This is a genomic window from Segatella salivae F0493, from assembly GCF_000477535.1.
Classification (GTDB): Bacteria; Bacteroidota; Bacteroidia; order Bacteroidales; family Bacteroidaceae; genus Prevotella; species Prevotella salivae.
In genome coordinates this window covers 1-16,911 of record NZ_AWGW01000025.1, presented here as the reverse complement: position 1 = coordinate 16,911, position 16,911 = coordinate 1, and the positions used below count along the sequence as shown (strand labels likewise).

Sequence of the window (16,911 nt, the reverse complement as noted above, 5' to 3'; positions counted from 1 at the left end):
AAAGCTACTTATTTCAGTTTGTTATTATTCAAATGGCGGTCGTGATCACGGCGAGTTTTCTTGTCAAAACTCTTTTGTAACTCGGTCGTGAGGTCCACTCCGGTTTGATTGGCAAGGCAAAGGAGCACCCAAAGTACGTCGGCCATCTCCTCGCCAAGATTGGCTTTATCACTCGGTTTGAAACTCTGCTCGCCGTATTTGCGGGCAATGACGCGTGCCAACTCACCCACTTCTTCGGTGAGACAGGCCATATTCGTGAGTTCGTTAAAGTAGCGAACGCCATAAGTTTTAATCCATTCGTCTACGGATTGCTGTGCTTCTTGAAGGGTCATTGTTGTATATTATCTAATTGTTTGAATGAAAGCGCTTTATGCTCTAAATCTTTCCATGGATAGGGGTGGGGCTTTTGATGAGGTGGTTTATGGGAGATGCCTTACTCTTTTGCCTTACTATCCATGCAAATTGTTACCGGTCCATCGTTTATAAGCGCCACTTTCATGTCGGCACCAAACTCACCTGTGCCTACTGGTCGACCGAGTTTATTCGATAGTTCGTTGCAAAAATACTCGTAGAGAGGTACAGATATCTCATGTTTTGCAGCCCGAAGCCACGATGGTCTATTGCCTTTCTTATAGCTTGCAAAGAGCGTAAACTGCGAGATAACAAGGATTTCACCTCCTATTTCCATGATAGATTTGTTCATAACTCCTTGTTCATCATCAAAGATTCTTAGGTTTATTGCCTTGTGTATCAGCCAGTTGGCGTCGTCTTTTGTATCACTTTCTTCGATGCCTAACAGGATAAGATAACCCTTATTGATAGCGGCTTTCACGCAATCATTAATCGTTACTGAGGCGTTTGCACAGCGTTGAATGATAATTCTCATAGGGCAAATATACTAAAAATTATTCTGTTGTGGTCGAATCTGGGTGAAAATGTTTATAAACTAAAGTCCCTTTTGCTTGTCCAAGGATGCTAACAATCTCCTGATAATCAGCATCTTTGATGCCTTTTACAGTCTTTAAGCGCTTCAGTAAAGCCTCTTTACCCTTCGGTCCGAGTCCTTTGATGTCGTCAAGTTCGCTATGTAGGGCGTGCTTTGAACGCTTGTCGCGATGGAAAGTGATAGCAAAGCGGTGAACTTCATCCTGTATTTGTGTCAACACCTTAAAGAGTTCACTCTTTATATCAAGGCCAACGGTCTGTGGGGGAAAGCCATAGAGCAGCTCGTTAGTGCGATGTCGGTCGTCTTTTGCAAGGCCGGCAATCGGTATATCAAGTTGAAGTTCGTCGACAACCACCTCTTTTACGACGTCCATTTGCCCTTTTCCACCATCTGTAATGATGAGATCGGGCAGGGGAAGATGCTCTTCTTTCATGCGCGAATAACGTCGACGAACCACCTCTTGCATAGAGGCGTAGTCGTCAGGTCCCTCAACTGTCTTGATGTTATACTTGCGATAGTCTTTTCGTGAGGGCTTCATGCCCTTGTAAACGATACATCCTGCCACGGCATCGGTACCCGAAATGTTGCTGTTATCGAAGCATTCTATCTGATAAGGTAACTTAGGTAGTCTTAATTTCTCTTGCAATTCTTTCATCAATCGCGTTTGTTTCTGCTCAGGATTTAGCTTCTCTGCCTGCTTCAAACGGTCGAATTTATACTGCTTTCCATTCATTTCTGACAGCTCAAGAAGATGCTTTTTATCCCCACGTTGCGGTATAACGAACGTGGCTTCCTTCATCTTCCACTCCATCTCAAAAGGCACAATAATCTCTTTTGCATGGCTCTTGAAGCGCTCACGAATGTCAGGGATGGCTGTGATAAGCAGCTCTTCATCACGCTCATCAAGTTTACGCTTATACTCAAACGTAAAACTTTGATTGATGGTTCCCTTGCGCACGTGTATATAATTAATGTAAGCGTTGCGGTTGTTATCGTCATCTATGATGGTAAATACATCCACATCGTCGATAGTATAGCTAACAACTTCGCTCTTACTTACAAAGTCGTTGAGCAATGAAATCTTGTTTTTGAGATCTTCGGCAACCTCAAATTTCAGCAACTCTGCATTCTTCATCATCAATCGATAGAGTCGCTTTGAAACCTCACGCGTGTTGCCTTTCAGAATCTCTCGCGCTTGGTTCATGTTCTCTTGATACTCTTCATAGCTCTGTTTATTAATACATGGGCCACCACAATTATGGATATGGTACTCCAAGCAAGGCTTAAACTTTCCCTGGGCGATGCCTTCTTTTGTCAGAGATAGACGGCAAGTGCGAGGCTTGTAAAGGCGTTTGATGATGTCGAGAATAGCATTCATGCTGCCCACATGAGGGTAGGGACCATAGAAAGTGCCGTAGTGTTTGTTGATGGTTCGCGTCTTAAAGATGCGTGGAAAATATTCGTTGGTGATGCAAATACTTGGATAAGTCTTCCCGTCTTTCAACAAAACATTGTATCGGGGGTTATATTTCTTGATGAGACTATTCTCTAATAACAGTGCATCTTCCTCCGTTTTAACTACTGTATAACTGATATCTCTTATCTTAGATACCAACACTTTAGTCTTGAATCTGTCTACTTCTTTGTGGAAATATGAAGAAACACGTTGCTTGAGTCGCTTGGCCTTACCCACATAAATGATAGTATGGTTTTCATCATAGAACTGATAACTGCCTGGCTTCTCAGGCATATTGAGAACTATGTTCTTAAGATAGGCCAGACGCTTCTCGTTTTCTTCGTGTGTCATAGGCGTGAACTCCCTTTATATAAAGTAAAAGAGAAGATTCTTGTTTCACGTGAAACATAAATCTTCTCCATTGATTTTAGAATTGAAGTAAAGAGGAAATCTCTATATCTTTGTCGAAAAGCGCACGGCTGTTAGGGAACTCTGAGTTCAATTCTATAATGAAATTACAATATATTTTCTTTGGTTTGAATTTCTTTACTAAGTTACAAGCTGCCTTCATTGTACCTCCTGTAGCGAGTAAATCGTCGTGAAGCAGCACGACATCATTTTTGTTTATGGCATCCTTATGAATCTCTATGGTGTCTATACCATATTCTTTTGCGTAACTTTCCTGTACGGTTTCGCAAGGGAGTTTACCGGGTTTGCGGCATAAAACAACGCCGGCGCCCAAACGAACAGCAACAGCTGACGACATCACAAAGCCTCGGCTTTCTATTCCTACGATTTTAGTTATTCCCTTATCTGCGTAGATATCGCACATCTCTTCAGTGATTTCTTTGAGTGCTTCGGCGCTTTTGAATAGGGTAGTCACGTCTCTGAAGTTCACACCTTGAATGGGCCAGTCGGGGATGCAACGCAGATTGTCTAATAATACTTGTTTGTTCATGTTGTATGTTATGTTTTTATTCGTTTTCGTTTGTATGATTTTACCGCACAATTTGACTCATATTGCAAGACGAAATGACGCAAATCGTTCGATGATTTCATTCATTTTGTTTTCAGTTTCACGTTTTTGTTTAACACCTAATGGACTAAAAACCAATAAGATATGTATGTTTCTGTTTCACGTGAAACATTGGTTTGCTTTACGAGTCGCTTCCTTCTTGCTCGCGAAAGGTTTATCTTCCTAGTAAAACAAGCAATACGTTGATGTCACTCGGAGATACTCCTGGTATTCTACTTGCCTGTGCTAAGGTCTCGGGATTAATCTTTTCGAGTTTTTGACGGCCTTCCGTTGAAATCTCATGAAGCTCACTATACTTGAATCTTCCTTTGATTTTGATATTCTCTAAGCGGTGCATCTTGTCGGCAATCAACTTTTCTCGTTCGATATATCCTTGATATTTGAGTTGTATTTCGGCAGCTTCGGCAATTTCTTCTTTCCTGTTTTCAGACAAGTTTATAGCCTCTTTGAGTGCAGGAATGATTTCAGAAAGGTTTTGAAGTGTTAGATGTGGTCGCGCGATTAAATCGGAAAGTTTACATCCAGCGCGTAGGGGAGTGGTGCCTAAGGCCTCAAGTTTTGAATTGATTTCTTGCGCTTTAATCGGAAAATCCTTGCAAAAATCAATCAAACGCTGGACAGCTTCTTTCTTCTGTAGCCACCAATCGTAACGCTCTCTGGATGCAATGCCTAACTCGTATGCCTTTTCTGTGAGGCGCGCATCAGCGTCATCTTGGCGTAATAAGATGCGATATTCCGCACGAGAAGTAAACATTCGGTAGGGTTCATCAACGCCTTTTGTGGTCAAATCATCGATGAGTACGCCGATATAGCTTTGGTCTCTTTGCATCACAAAGGGTTCACTTCCGCTGCATTTCAAGGCAGCATTGATGCCCGCTACTATGCCTTGACCTCCTGCTTCCTCGTAACCTGTCGTTCCGTTTACTTGTCCGGCAAAGAATAAACCACTAAGAATCTTCGATTCCAACGAGTGTTTTAGTTGTGTAGGATCAAAGTAATCGTATTCTATTGCATAGCCTGGTCGGTATATTTTTGCCTCTCTTAAGGCCGGAATCTTATGCAAAGCAGCCAGCTGAACGTCCATCGGCATGCTTGAAGAAAACCCGTTTAAGTACATCTCGTTTGTGTTTTCTCCTTCTGGTTCGAGGAAGAGTGGGTGCTGATGTTTGTCGGGGAAGGTGACAAGTTTAGTCTCAATTGACGGACAATAGCGTGGACCCGTGCTCTGAATCTGTCCATTAAATAAAGGAGAATCAGCCAATCCTTTTTGCAATTCCTCATGAACGGCAGCGTTGGTATACGTTGTCCAACACGGCAATTGGCGTAAGGTTCGGTGCTCGTTTAAGTAACTAAACTGATGAAAATCATGGTCGCCTTGCTGCTCTTCCATGGCATTGAAGTCGACACTTCGCTTGTCAATTCTCACTGGAGTGCCTGTTTTCATGCGCGAAGATGTAATGCCCCATCGGGTGATACTTTCCGTAAAGTGGTGCACAGCGGGTTCGGCGCAACGGCCACCTTCTATCATTTTGTGGCCGATGTGCATCAATCCATTAAGAAAAGTGCCTGCGGTGACGACGACACTCTTGGCATAAAACTCCACGTCCCATATCGTTTTAACTCCAATTACCTCGTGATTTTTAACGATGAGTTCATTGACTTCGTCTTGCCAAATGTCAAGATTGTCAGTGTTGTCGAGCGTTGTTCTCCACTCCCAAATGAACTTACCTCGGTCGCATTGTGCCCGTGGACTCCACACCGCGGGACCCTTTCCGATGTTCAACATGCGGAATTGTATGGCGGTTTTATCAGTTACTCTGCCCATCTGTCCACCCAAAGCATCGATTTCTCTAACGATTTGTCCCTTTGCAATTCCACCCACAGCAGGATTACAACTCATTTGACCAACCTTGTTCATGTCCATTGTTATCAGGCAGGTTTTAGCCCCCATGCGAGCTGATGCCACAGCGGCTTCACAACCAGCATGGCCACCTCCGATAACAATTACGTCATAATTAAAATACATTGAGAATCTTTTTATTTTTCGCAAAAGTAAGAAATAAAATTGGTTTTTTTATGGATTAGCTTTGATTTATCATCAAAATATAGTATTTTTGCATTGCATTTTAAAGGGTAACTCACTAAAAATATGGGGTAATACTACCTAATATGAGGTAGTGAGCGTGCTCTTTGAGGGCATGATTTGTTCTGTTATGCGGTGTCGATTGTATATTATCAAATATTAAATAATTAAAAATCAATCATTTATGTGGTTAATCAACTCATCTATTGGTAGAAAGGTTGTGATGTCTTTAACGGGCATTGCATTGATTCTATTCATGACTTTCCACTGCTGTATGAATGTTGTTGCGCTCTTCTCTGGAAGAGCTTACAATATCATTTGTGAGCTTTTGGGGTCTAACTGGTATGCTGTTGCGGCAACTGTAGCACTTGGTGCTTTGGCAGTTTGCCACATTGTTTATGCTTTTATCCTTACCGCACAGAACCGAAGTGCCCGTGGTGCCAACCGTTATGAGGTCACTGCGAAGCCTGAAAAGGTAGAGTGGGCCAGCCAAAACATGTTGGTTCTTGGTATCATCGTGCTCTTAGGACTTGCTCTTCACTTGTTTAACTTCTGGTATAACATGATGTTTGCCGAGCTCGTTGGCATGCGTACAGTGCTTGAACCAACAGATGGCTTCGGCTTGATTCGTGCAACTTTCCAGAACAAAGTATACGTTATACTCTATGTTATTTGGATAGTTGCGTTGTGGTATCACCTCTCTCACGGTTTCTGGAGCGCTATGCAGACGATCGGAATCAATGGTAAGGTGTGGTTTAATCGCTGGAAAGTTATCGGCACTGTTTATGTAACATTATTGATGTTGGCTTTCCTTGTCGTAGTATTAGCCTTTGCTTTCGGTTGTGCACCAAGCCTTCATTGTGCTGCATAAACTGATTTTGCATTATTAGTGATTTCAAATGAATATTTAATTAAGAACAATCATGACGAAGACATTAAACTCCAGAATACCTGAAGGACCAGTAGCTGAGAAGTGGACCAACTATAAGGCTCACCAGCGTTTGGTCAATCCAAAGAATAAATTGAAATTAGACGTGATCGTTGTTGGTACAGGTTTGGCCGGCGCCAGTGCTGCTGCATCTCTTGGTGAGATGGGTTTCAACGTGTTAAACTTCTGTATTCAAGACTCACCTCGACGCGCTCACTCTATTGCTGCGCAAGGAGGTATTAACGCAGCAAAGAACTATCAGAACGACGGCGACTCTGTTTATCGTCTCTTTTACGATACCGTTAAGGGCGGAGATTACCGTGCTCGCGAGGCCAACGTTTATCGTTTAGCCGAGGTTTCAAATGATATCATCGACCAGTGTGTGGCACAAGGTGTTCCTTTTGCACGTGAATATGGTGGTATGTTGGCCAATCGCTCATTCGGAGGAGCGCAAGTTAGCCGTACATTCTATGCCAAAGGACAGACTGGTCAGCAGCTACTTCTTGGCGCATATTCTTCATTAAGCCGCCAGATTCAAACTGGAAAGGTGAAGCTTTACACGCGTTATGAGATGGAAGATGTAGTGATTGTCGACGGACATGCACGTGGAATCATTGCGAAAAACCTAATTACCGGTGAGCTCGAACGCTTCACTGCAAATGCTGTTGTCATTGCAACGGGTGGTTACGGAAACACATATTTCCTCTCAACCAATGCTATGGGATGTAACTGTACCGCAGCCGTTCAGTGCTATCGTAAGGGTGCTTACATGGCCAATCCTTCTTATGTACAGATCCACCCGACCTGTATTCCAGTGCATGGTGATAAGCAATCTAAGCTAACCCTTATGTCAGAGTCTCTCCGTAACGATGGACGCATCTGGGTTCCAAAGAAACTTGAGGACGCAAAAGCACTGCAAGAAGGAACTAAAAAGGGTTCAGATATCCCAGAAGAAGACCGTGATTACTACCTCGAAAGACGTTATCCTGCCTTCGGAAATCTTGTTCCTCGCGACGTCGCTTCACGTGCAGCTAAGGAACGATGTGACAAGGGTTACGGCGTAAATAATACGGGATTAGCGGTATTCCTCGACTTCTCTGAGTCAATCAATCGCCTCGGAATCGACACGATTCTCCAGCGTTATGGAAACCTCTTTGATATGTATGAAGAGATTACCGACGTCAATCCTGGCGAAATTGCCAATGAGATTAACGGCGTGAAATACTATAATCCAATGATGATCTTCCCTGCTATCCACTATACAATGGGTGGTATCTGGGTAGATTATGAGTTGATGACCACCGTGCCGGGCTTGTTCTCTATCGGTGAGTGCAACTTCTCTGACCACGGAGCTAACCGACTTGGTGCTTCTGCTTTAATGCAAGGACTGGCTGACGGCTATTTCGTTTTGCCATATACCATTCAGAATTATCTCGCAGATCAGTCGCTATGGGGTAAGGTTTCAACCGACCGCGCTGAATTTGCTGAGGCAGAAGAGGGCGTAAAGAAAGAGATAGATCGCCTCATGGGCATTCAAGGTAAGCGCTCTGTTGACTCTATTCACAAAGAACTTGGCCACATTATGTGGGAACATGTGGGTATGGGTCGCACGAAAGAAGGCCTTGAAGAGGGTCTGAAACAACTCAAACAGATTCGCGAAGAGTTTAATACCAACCTCTTTATTCCAGGCAAGAAAGAGGGTCTTAACATTGAGCTTGACAAGGCAATCCACTTGCGTGACTTCATCTTGATGGGCGAACTTATCGCTTATGACGCCCTACATCGTGAGGAAAGTTGTGGTGGTCACTTCCGCGAAGAGCATCAAACAGAAGAAGGAGAGGCTAAACGTGACGACCAAAACTTCTTCTATGTCGGCTGCTGGGAATACCAAGGAGACGATACTAAGGCTCCAGAGTTGATCAAAGAACCTCTCGAATACGAGGCTATTAAAGTTCAAACACGTAACTATAAGAATTAGTTAACGAGACGTAGTGAACGAGCTGACAAGTTAACGAGTTAACAAGTTGTTTGCTTGTTGTGCTTCAAATAGATTTAATTAATAATTAAGACAAAAATAAACAAGTGCATTTTGTTTAAACTGATGTATGAATACGCATAAGGATTTAGTCGTTTGGCAAAGAGCAATGAGTTTAGTCTCGGATGTTTATAAAGCAACCAAGACGTTTCCTCGTGAGGAAACATTCGGACTTACCTCTCAAATGCGTAGGGCAGCTATATCAATTCCTTCTAATATTGCAGAGGGATATGGTCGTTGTTATACACGCCAGACGGGAAATTTCCTTAGTATCGCATTAGGCTCTGCTTGTGAATTGGAGACTCAGTTGCTCCTTTCTAAGGACTTAGGTTATATGCCTTTGAATATAGTTGAGCAGTTAACGAATGATGTTCAGAATATAATCAAGATGTTAGCAGCTTTGATTAAGTCATTAGACAAATAACTCTGTCTACTTGTTTACTTGTTTACATGTCAACGTTTAAAAACATAACATCATGGCAAAGAGTATATCTTTCACAATAAAGTATTGGAAACAGAATGGTCCTCAAGACCAAGGACATTTCGATACACACGAGATGAAGAACATTCCAGATGATACTTCATTCCTTGAAATGCTTGATATTCTGAATGAAGAACTTATCGCTGGCGGTGAAGAACCCTTCGTTTTCGACCACGATTGCCGCGAAGGCATCTGCGGTATGTGTTCACTTTACATCAACGGAACACCTCATGGAAAGACCGAACGAGGTGCAACAACCTGCCAACTTTACATGCGTCGTTTCAACGATGGCGACATTATCACCGTTGAACCCTGGCGTTCCGCAGGCTTCCCTGTAATCAAAGACTGCATGGTTGACCGCTCTGCATTCGATAAAATCATTCAAGCGGGCGGCTATACTTCCATCAGAACAGGTCAGGCTCAGGATGCAAACGCAATCCTCATTGCTAAGGATAATGCCGACGAAGCTATGGACTGTGCTACTTGTATCGGTTGCGGTGCCTGCGTAGCTGCCTGCAAGAACGGCTCAGCAATGCTGTTTGTAAGCTCTAAGGTGAGCCAGTTGGCTTTGCTTCCACAAGGTAAACCTGAGGCAGCTCGCCGCGCTAAAGCTATGGTTTTGCGTATGGATGAACTCGGATTTGGTAACTGTACGAACACACGTGCATGCGAAGCAGTTTGTCCTAAGAATGAAAAGATTGCCAACATTGCTCGTCTGAACCGCGAGTTTATCAAGGCAAAACTCAGTGATTAAGTGTTTTCTGTCTCATGTTCTGAGGCAAAATAAAGCATAAAAAAGAGGGAATCCACACATGGGTTCCCTCTTTTTGTTTTTTAGTGCGAATGAATGTCCATTGGCGTTTGCACTCCTCAGTCGCGCAATCCACGCCACTTTACCGCGCCATTTGCACCAAATGACCGCGTAAAGTGAATGGAATCACATGAGAAAATGACTTAAATCACTGCCTAATCTGACGCAAATGACAATATCTTTAACGTCAAAATGCACATTCATCCCAAGCAAATGAGATAATCGTTTGATAGTCAATGCATTGCAAAACATCCTCAAAACTCGCGTATTTTGGGCTAAGGGAGAACTATTTTTGAATTTGCGAGTTGTGCAAGGGCATTTGTAAAGGCTGTAGACGAGCATCAACACATTCCTAAATCTCAATGTTCAGAAGCTGAAACTCCAGGCTTCTGCTCTCTTGGAAAGCCACCAGGAGCCACCTATTGTGATAGCACCGATAGCCAAACCTATATACAGAATGTTCTGTAACAAGAATGTCATCAGCGTTGTTTTTGCACCGAAAATAAGGCCCTCTACAGGCGTTGGAAGTGCAAAGATGACTAATGTTGCGATGCAACCCAATAACAAGCCCACAGCGAATGTAAAGGAGGCTATGCGCATGTTCTTCTGTTTCTGTGCCTGCTGATAGGCTTTCACCTCGTCGATAAGCGTCATCTGCCGTTGCAGTTTTTGCATGAAAGCGTTGTCGTCTGACAGTTGTGGACGATAATTTGCTAACATATCTTTGAAAAACTTATTCTCATTCATTTTTCAATCTCTTTTTAAGTTCCTCGCGACCCCGTGAGAGTTGCTTCTTGACGGCACTCTCTGTGGCATCGGTTATTTCGGCTATTTCTTTCACTTGATAGCCTTGCATGTAATGTAATAGCATTGTTATCCGCACCTTTTCTGATAGAGATTCTAACGCAAGGTATAGGGCTTGATAGCGAAAGGTGTTGTCGGTTTGCTGCGCATCTTGAATGAATTTAGCACTTGTTATCGGTTCTTCTGCATGGCTTTTCAGCTTTCGCCGATCGTCAATGAATACGTGGTAGGCTATCTTCATCAGCCACGAAGCAAACCGTTTGCGTTCATCATATTGTGACAACTGCATGTAGGCTTTCAGCAATGTGTCTTGAGCCATGTCGTCAGCTGTCGTGCTGTTACCACAACATAAGGCTGTTAGGAACCGCCGCAATGCAGCTTGTTCCTGACTAATTTGCCTGACGAATTGGTCTCTTGTCATCATCTTATGACTGCGCTTTGTTCCTTTCCATGGTCTTCTTCCCGTTGGAATGAGCTACGAGTAGGCCTGCTCCTATGCCTATTGGAATAATACCGAAGATAATTCCAAGCGTCATATACTCCGTGTCGAAGCCTTCAAAGCTGCATAATCCGATGAAACAAAGCATGCAAAGTAGCCCCAAAATGAGGAGTATTGCGCCCCAAAGCAGTTCGAGATGCAGCATTGTTTTCATTTTCTCTTCAAAGGATTTGCGTGGTGGATTAAACTTGTTGAGGAAGTCTTGCACGTTGATATCCGCATTCTTCTCTATGGCTGCCATGAGTATATCGCTTTTCTTTTGCGTTTCATATTGCTTGTTTTTATAACGAAGAGAGGCCATTGTGATAGGCAGCAAGACGCAAATCGCGATCATAAATATCATCTGATAAGCTGAAGTTACATTGTTCATAGTTTTATGTTTTAATTGTTATACATTCTGTTTTCATTGAACCGGTTCATAGATATAACGCTTTTCATGATGAAAAAGTGACTGAACTGTTCCACTTTTTCCCACTTTTTTTCATGCCATCTATAAAAAACAAGAAAGGGAAACCATTGAAAATGGTTCCCCTTCTCGGTCTATATCAACTTCAGTAACTATGTTTTTATGAAAAAACTTAAAGCAAGATAACTCTCCTAATCTATTTTTCTACACAAAAATCAATATCTTTTTTCTTCATAATGAATTGTAATTCCTCCTCCATTTCCTCACTTTTAGCGCTCCCCTCTCCTTGGAGAGGGGCTGGGGGTGAGGCTTTACTTCAACCTTGCCTCGACCTTTTCCCAGTCTATAATGTCCCAACTTGCAGCGATATGATCAACGCGTCGGTTCTGGAAATCAAGGTAATAAGCATGTTCCCACACGTCAAGTCCATAGAGAGGTGTAAGGCCTTGGCGCAATGGATTGCTGCCGTTTGCTTCCTTAGTGATAACGAGTTTGCCGTTCGTTTGCTGTGAAAGCCAAGCCCAACCCGAACCAAACAGCGTTGTAGCTGCCTGAGTAAACTGTGCCTTGAAGTTGTCGAAGCTACCGAAAGTGTCGTTGATAGCGTCGAGAATCTTACCTGTTGGCAAGTTGTTTTGACGTGGTGCACGGAACTGATCGAAATAGAGGGCGTGGTTTAATACCTGTCCTGCATTGTTGAACAGAGGGCCTTCAGGGGCTCCTTCAACGATTTCTTCAACACTCTTACCTTCCCATTCGGTGTCCTTTACAAGCGAACCAAGTGTATTTACGTAGTTCTGCAGGTGCTTACCATAGTGGAAATTAATTGTTTGTTCGCTGATAACAGGCTCTAAAGCCGTTGTTGCATACGCCAATTTTGGCATTTCTATTTTCATCATGTCTTTGTCTTTTAAATGTTTCTTACTATTAATAATCTCCTTTCATCATCCCGTTTGGGATTCTTTTTCTGTTGCAAAGTTAGTGAATTAGAATGATTTCTCCAATCGAAAAAATTTATTAAGCAATAGATAAAGGCCGTTTTTGACTCACGATGTAGGGCGGATGATGGTGCTAAAAAATGCAGAAAACCCCGACTACAACGTGTGTAGCGGAGGCTTTCGCTTTGATTTTATGTCTTGTTTACAGACAAAAAAGATTATGATGCAAACTTATTTTTTTCCAAAAGTATCATCCAAGAACTTATAGAATGATTCATCTTCGCCAACGATTGTCTTCACAATCTTGCCATCAGGGCCTATAAGTATCTTGGTGGGGAAGCCTTGTATGCCATAGTCGGCAAGCACTTTACCGCCTCTTGGGTTATAAACGTGGAGCCAAGGCAACTCATATTTCTTCACAGCTTCTTTCCATTTGGCTTCAGTATCATTGCAATCGATGCCTAAAATCTCAAACTTTCCGTCATATTTCTTATAATATTCCTTCATCTTCGGAATGCCACGGATGCACCAAATGCACCATGAGCCCCAGAAATCCAATAGCACATATTTGCCTTTTAGACTTGCCAAAGAGAGTGGTTTGCCATTGATGTCGTTGAGGGTAAAGTTAGGTGCCACGACACCTTTAGCCTGAGCAGCCTTTGATTTGGCTTCAGCCTCAGCCTCATCTTTATAGGCTTTGACCACCTTTTGATAGTAGTTCTTCATTCGTCCGTTCTTAACGGTGTTGGAAAGATAGGAGATTCCCTCTTCAATCTGGTCCTTTCCGAGCGTCACAGCGGCTACAGCGCTGGCCTCCCAACTGGCATGTTTCTTGATGAAGTCAAAGATAGCGTCGTTGATTTTCTTTTCATATACAGGCGCTTTTGCCTCATATTCGTCCATCAGCTTTGAGCGTTCTTCACCTGCTTTGAGGCGTTTTGAAAGACTTTCTGTAAAGGTATCCAACTCCTTTTGAGTCGATGCGAGCTGTCGATTGAGTTGACCGAGCTGCTGATAGAACTTTGTTCCACTTATCTGATAGTCTGTAACGGCGTCGCCTTTCAGTTCAGCTGTCTCCCCCGGTACAGCCACAATCTTGAGTTGTTTGTTGTCTTTCCGGTGCAAAGTGCTCATAGATACCAAGTAGATATCTTTCGGTTCGTCTACCTTAATCGTAGTAGTGAACTTGCCATTCTTTACGAGTATTGTGTCGCGTTGAAACTCAAAACCATTTGGAATCATGGCCACTACTGTGTCACCAAAGTCTTTTAGTTCGCCCTTCAGCGTGAAAACATCGTCTGCTGCAAAGGCTCCTTGCGCGGCAAACAATAGTGATAATGCTGCAATTGTTTTCTTCATATCCCTTTGTTTAATGTTGTTATGTTGTCCAAACGAAAGCCTTCATCGTCGAGGATGAGGCATATCTTACGCAAAAATATAAAATAAAGGTGTTAGAAATGTTATCCTTCACCTTTATTTTAAGTATTTTTATTTCTTCTTCGGGCGTCTTCTTGCCCAGCCTTCTTCGTTGAAATCGGGCTCTTCTCCTTTGAATCTAAATGGTTTTCCGCCAATAAGACTGCGCCAATCGGTTTCATCTTCGTGCGTGTTTCGACGTCCGCGACCTTGTCGTTCGCCGTTATTTCTACGGCTTGTTCGCGTTGTTTTGTCTCCGCGTTCGCCTCTACTCATGCGGCCGTTACTGCGTCCGTGTCCGGTTTCGTCAGCGTCGTTACATCTCACTTCGCGCCCTTTATACGTGGTACCATTAAGGGCTTTCATCACCTTTTGTGCATCGTCTTCGGGCACTTCGATATAAGAGAACTTCTGCAATAAGTCAATGTGTCCCACCTCTTGACGTCCATGAACGTGCTTGTTGAGGTATTGCATGATCTCACCGGGATAGAAACCATCACTCTTTCCAAGGTTAATGAAGAGACGACGGAAGCCTTCTTCGGCCACGTGTTGACGTCGTCCGTTGCCCACTTTGCCCCGTGTGTTGCGCTCACCACGCTCACTTCGGCTTCCTTTTCCAGCCACAGGCTTCTCTATTTCGGGTGCATGCTGATAGTAATCTAAGAAGCGTCCGAAGGTAACGGTTACCATTTTCTTGATAATATCCTCCTTATCTACATACTCAAACTGACGCATAATATCGGCCATGTAGGGGGCAATCTGGTCCTCGTCAACATCGGTTTTCATGATGTCGTCCATCACTTTGAAAAGCTGTTTCTTGCAAATCTCTTCAGACTTTGGCAGTTCTCCATCGATAAAGTCTTTGCCTATTTGCTTCTCTATCTGTCTAACCTTCCACTTTTCCTTTATATGTATGATGCTGATTGAAGTTCCTTTCTTCCCCGCGCGACCCGTTCTACCACTTCGATGCGTATAGCTTTCGATGTCGTCAGGCAGTCCGTAGTTGATGACATGCGTCAAATCGTCTACGTCAAGCCCACGAGCGGCAACGTCAGTAGCTACAAGTAATTGCACCGTATGCTGGCGAAACTTCTGCATAGTGAGGTCGCGTTGCTGCTGACTCAAGTCGCCATGCAAGGCTTCGGCATTATAACCGTCTTTGATTAGCTTATCGGCCACCTCCTGAGTTTCGGCTTTTGTGCGGCAGAAGATAATGGCAAAGATGCGTGGATGGAAATCAACGATGCGTTTAAGTGCCAGATATTTGTCCTTAGAATGTACGAGATAATAAATGTGGTTGACGTGTTCGGCACCCTCATTACGGCTTCCTACGACGATCTCCTTATAGTCGTGGAGATAGCTTTTGGCCACTTTCTCCACCTCACGGCTCATCGTTGCCGAGAAGAGTAGGGTGTTGCGGTCTTCTGGAAGCTGTTCAAAGATGGCGTTGATACTATCAGAAAATCCCATGTTTAGCATCTCATCGGCCTCGTCAAGAACGACATTGTTGACCTTTTCGAGTTCCATCACACCGCGATTAATTAGATCTACGAGTCTGCCGGGCGTCGCAACAATGACTTGAGTGCCATGTTTTATCGCACGAATCTGCGGCCGTATGTCCGCCCCTCCATATACAGGCACGATGTGCATGCCGTCGATATATTTGCTAAAGTCTTTCAAGTCGTCGGCAATCTGAACGCAAAGTTCGCGTGTTGGACTAAGAACAATAGCCTGGGTGGCACGATCTTGTGCGTTGACCTTCTGCAAAAGGGGAAGTCCAAAGGCTGCCGTCTTGCCCGTACCCGTCTGTGCTAATGCGATAACATCATTTTTGTTACCCAACAAATAGGGGATAACTTCTTCCTGAACAGGCATCGGATGTTCGAAGCCTAATTCCTCAATGGCGCGTCGAATGTTCTCGTTCACGCCTAATTCTTCAAATGTTTTCAATCTTTTTCCTTATTAAATGTGGAGATACAACGCCCTCCCAGCCATTTAATTTGGGCGCAATTCCTCCTAAATACATGGGAGTTGATTATCTATATTTAACCCCAACTCCCTCAAAGTTGCCTGCAAAGGTAATGATAATCAATGAATAACACGAAAAGAAAAGCGTAAAAAAGCATAATGGAAGAAGGGAAACGAAGCTGTGCCCACTCCCATTTCGTGCTGGGTTCTTCGCCTTTTCGCATCCCATTTCCAGCCCCTTGCGCTCTCCGTTTCATAGGTTTCACAAACAGCAACCAATGATTCATCGAAGAGGGAGGAGAGAAATTGACCTCAGAAATAAAGGGGATGCTAATGGATTTCATTAGAGGTGCCCATGCAGTGTGCAACCTTAGTCTGTGCGGTATCTTTCTGGTGATATTGGATTTCATCAGAGGTGTCTATGCAGTTTATTTTAGATGGCAAAATGATTTGAGTCATATTATCGTGTGATTCGCTATATTTTGCATGGTGAAATGCACCAAATCGTGCGCCCATTTGCGTCAAACGATTTTATAATGAATTATCGTTGAATGAATAATAAAAATCATTTGGAATTGTCATGCAATAAAAATTTTATGCCAATGAATATTGTTACAGCGCGCAACGCCACAGGTGCTATGCCAATATTACAATGAATGTATCTGCCGCCCTGAATACTCTCACCACGCAACTCGGTACGAGTTGTTCTTTTGATAGCCCGGGGTTGGCGAGGAACGAGCCTACCCCGGGTCAACGTTCGCAAGGAGATTCAACGCCATAGGTGTTGAGCTTTTTCCACGAAGGCACGCTTATAATGAAACATTTTATGGCAAATTAATCAAAAAAAGCGCAACACCTACGGCGTTGTTTCCCACAAACCATACGCTAACCCAGGGTAGCCTGCACTATCGTTTGGCAACCCTGGGCTATCAAAAGCGCAACACTTACGGCGTTGAAACGTTCATTTTATAATACAATTAATACCAACATATGAATAAATAAATAGCAAAATGCGCCAATATCCTAATGAACACATCGCTCATGGTGAATGTTACAACCACGCAACTCGGTACGAGTTGTTCTTTTGATAGCCCGGGGTTGGCG

Annotated in this window: 16 protein-coding genes; 5 read left to right on the top strand and 11 right to left on the bottom strand. The window is 43.5% G+C overall.

Features of this window, described 5'->3' with window-relative positions; translation table 11 throughout:
• Nucleotides 1–8: 8 nt before the first annotated feature.
• The 5 genes from HMPREF9145_RS07715 to mnmG form a co-directional block, all read right to left on the bottom strand.
• The gene (locus tag HMPREF9145_RS07715) at nt 9–332 is read right to left on the bottom strand and encodes a nucleotide pyrophosphohydrolase (protein WP_021825780.1); all 324 of its coding nucleotides are present in this window, start codon (nt 330–332) and stop codon (nt 9–11) included.
• 101 nt (nt 333–433) lie between these two features.
• The gene (gene dtd / locus HMPREF9145_RS07710; protein WP_021825978.1) at nt 434–886 is read right to left on the bottom strand and encodes a D-aminoacyl-tRNA deacylase; all 453 of its coding nucleotides are present in this window, start codon (nt 884–886) and stop codon (nt 434–436) included.
• A 19-nt stretch (nt 887–905) separates the two neighbouring features.
• Nucleotides 906–2,753, bottom strand: coding sequence for an excinuclease ABC subunit UvrC (gene uvrC, locus HMPREF9145_RS07705; RefSeq protein WP_021825921.1), 1,848 nt, complete (start codon nt 2,751–2,753; stop codon nt 906–908).
• 76 nt (nt 2,754–2,829) lie between these two features.
• Nucleotides 2,830–3,360, bottom strand: a complete 531-nt coding sequence (locus HMPREF9145_RS07700; protein ID WP_021825854.1) for an adenine phosphoribosyltransferase — start codon at nt 3,358–3,360, stop codon at nt 2,830–2,832.
• A gap of 232 nt (nt 3,361–3,592) precedes the next feature.
• The gene (gene mnmG / locus HMPREF9145_RS07695) at nt 3,593–5,464 is read right to left on the bottom strand and encodes a tRNA uridine-5-carboxymethylaminomethyl(34) synthesis enzyme MnmG (protein WP_021825948.1); all 1,872 of its coding nucleotides are present in this window, start codon (nt 5,462–5,464) and stop codon (nt 3,593–3,595) included.
• 241 nt (nt 5,465–5,705) lie between these two features.
• On the opposite strand from mnmG, the gene HMPREF9145_RS07690 reads away from it, so the two are divergent.
• From HMPREF9145_RS07690 to HMPREF9145_RS07675, 4 genes are all read left to right on the top strand, one after another.
• Nucleotides 5,706–6,392: a succinate dehydrogenase cytochrome B subunit, b558 family gene (locus tag HMPREF9145_RS07690; protein WP_021825771.1), complete on the top strand. Its 687-nt coding sequence runs from the start codon at nt 5,706–5,708 to the stop codon at nt 6,390–6,392.
• 52 nt (nt 6,393–6,444) lie between these two features.
• Nucleotides 6,445–8,427 carry a fumarate reductase/succinate dehydrogenase flavoprotein subunit gene (locus HMPREF9145_RS07685; protein WP_007134905.1) on the top strand — a complete coding sequence of 661 codons (1,983 nt, stop codon included), beginning with the start codon at nt 6,445–6,447 and terminating at the stop codon, nt 8,425–8,427.
• Nucleotides 8,428–8,554: 127 nt separating this feature from the next.
• On the top strand, nt 8,555–8,908 hold the full coding sequence (locus tag HMPREF9145_RS07680; RefSeq protein ID WP_021825809.1) for a four helix bundle protein: 354 nt from the start codon (nt 8,555–8,557) through the stop codon (nt 8,906–8,908).
• 52 nt (nt 8,909–8,960) lie between these two features.
• Nucleotides 8,961–9,719 (top strand): succinate dehydrogenase/fumarate reductase iron-sulfur subunit, encoded by a 759-nt coding sequence (locus HMPREF9145_RS07675; RefSeq protein WP_007134903.1) that lies wholly within the window; start codon nt 8,961–8,963, stop codon nt 9,717–9,719.
• A 423-nt stretch (nt 9,720–10,142) separates the two neighbouring features.
• Here HMPREF9145_RS07675 and HMPREF9145_RS07670 read toward each other — a convergent pair whose 3' ends face one another.
• From HMPREF9145_RS07670 to HMPREF9145_RS07645, 6 genes are all read right to left on the bottom strand, one after another.
• Complete coding sequence (locus HMPREF9145_RS07670) at nt 10,143–10,523, bottom strand: hypothetical protein (RefSeq protein ID WP_021825993.1); 381 nt, start codon at nt 10,521–10,523, stop codon at nt 10,143–10,145.
• On the bottom strand, nt 10,516–11,004 hold the full coding sequence (locus HMPREF9145_RS07665) for an RNA polymerase sigma factor (protein ID WP_021825872.1): 489 nt from the start codon (nt 11,002–11,004) through the stop codon (nt 10,516–10,518). Before HMPREF9145_RS07665 ends, HMPREF9145_RS07670 begins: the two co-directional genes overlap by 8 nt.
• A 1-nt stretch (nt 11,005) precedes the next feature.
• A complete protein-coding gene (locus HMPREF9145_RS07660) occupies nt 11,006–11,449 on the bottom strand; it encodes a hypothetical protein (RefSeq protein WP_021825823.1) in 444 nt (147 codons plus the stop codon).
• 347 nt (nt 11,450–11,796) lie between these two features.
• Entirely contained in the window at nt 11,797–12,384 is a 588-nt protein-coding gene (locus HMPREF9145_RS07655; protein ID WP_021825895.1) for a superoxide dismutase, read from the bottom strand.
• A gap of 270 nt (nt 12,385–12,654) precedes the next feature.
• Nucleotides 12,655–13,782: a TlpA disulfide reductase family protein gene (locus tag HMPREF9145_RS07650; RefSeq protein ID WP_021825806.1), complete on the bottom strand. Its 1,128-nt coding sequence runs from the start codon at nt 13,780–13,782 to the stop codon at nt 12,655–12,657.
• Between the two features lie 129 nt (nt 13,783–13,911).
• Nucleotides 13,912–15,789 (bottom strand): DEAD/DEAH box helicase, encoded by a 1,878-nt coding sequence (locus HMPREF9145_RS07645; protein ID WP_021825773.1) that lies wholly within the window; start codon nt 15,787–15,789, stop codon nt 13,912–13,914.
• Nucleotides 15,790–16,459: 670 nt separating this feature from the next.
• Between HMPREF9145_RS07645 and HMPREF9145_RS14130 the strand changes: the two genes are divergently transcribed.
• On the top strand, nt 16,460–16,588 hold the full coding sequence (locus HMPREF9145_RS14130; protein ID WP_081697709.1) for a hypothetical protein: 129 nt from the start codon (nt 16,460–16,462) through the stop codon (nt 16,586–16,588).
• Nucleotides 16,589–16,911 lie beyond the last annotated feature (323 nt).

Bases quoted from the DNA above. Each gene is read 5' to 3' on its own strand.
- HMPREF9145_RS07690 (WP_021825771.1), top strand. From the start codon at position 5,706: ATGTGGTTAATCAACTCATCTATTGGTAGAAAGGTTGTGATGTCTTTA.
- HMPREF9145_RS14130 (WP_081697709.1), top strand. From the start codon at position 16,460: ATGAATGTATCTGCCGCCCTGAATACTCTCACCACGCAACTCGGTACG.
- HMPREF9145_RS07715 (WP_021825780.1), bottom strand. From the start codon at position 332: ATGACCCTTCAAGAAGCACAGCAATCCGTAGACGAATGGATTAAAACT.
- HMPREF9145_RS07670 (WP_021825993.1), bottom strand. From the start codon at position 10,523: ATGAATGAGAATAAGTTTTTCAAAGATATGTTAGCAAATTATCGTCCA.
- HMPREF9145_RS07680 (WP_021825809.1), top strand. From the start codon at position 8,555: ATGAATACGCATAAGGATTTAGTCGTTTGGCAAAGAGCAATGAGTTTA.
- uvrC (WP_021825921.1), bottom strand. From the start codon at position 2,753: ATGACACACGAAGAAAACGAGAAGCGTCTGGCCTATCTTAAGAACATA.
- HMPREF9145_RS07700 (WP_021825854.1), bottom strand. From the start codon at position 3,360: ATGAACAAACAAGTATTATTAGACAATCTGCGTTGCATCCCCGACTGG.
- mnmG (WP_021825948.1), bottom strand. From the start codon at position 5,464: ATGTATTTTAATTATGACGTAATTGTTATCGGAGGTGGCCATGCTGGT.
- HMPREF9145_RS07675 (WP_007134903.1), top strand. From the start codon at position 8,961: ATGGCAAAGAGTATATCTTTCACAATAAAGTATTGGAAACAGAATGGT.
- HMPREF9145_RS07650 (WP_021825806.1), bottom strand. From the start codon at position 13,782: ATGAAGAAAACAATTGCAGCATTATCACTATTGTTTGCCGCGCAAGGA.
- HMPREF9145_RS07685 (WP_007134905.1), top strand. From the start codon at position 6,445: ATGACGAAGACATTAAACTCCAGAATACCTGAAGGACCAGTAGCTGAG.
- HMPREF9145_RS07655 (WP_021825895.1), bottom strand. From the start codon at position 12,384: ATGATGAAAATAGAAATGCCAAAATTGGCGTATGCAACAACGGCTTTA.
- HMPREF9145_RS07660 (WP_021825823.1), bottom strand. From the start codon at position 11,449: ATGAACAATGTAACTTCAGCTTATCAGATGATATTTATGATCGCGATT.
- dtd (WP_021825978.1), bottom strand. From the start codon at position 886: ATGAGAATTATCATTCAACGCTGTGCAAACGCCTCAGTAACGATTAAT.
- HMPREF9145_RS07665 (WP_021825872.1), bottom strand. From the start codon at position 11,004: ATGATGACAAGAGACCAATTCGTCAGGCAAATTAGTCAGGAACAAGCT.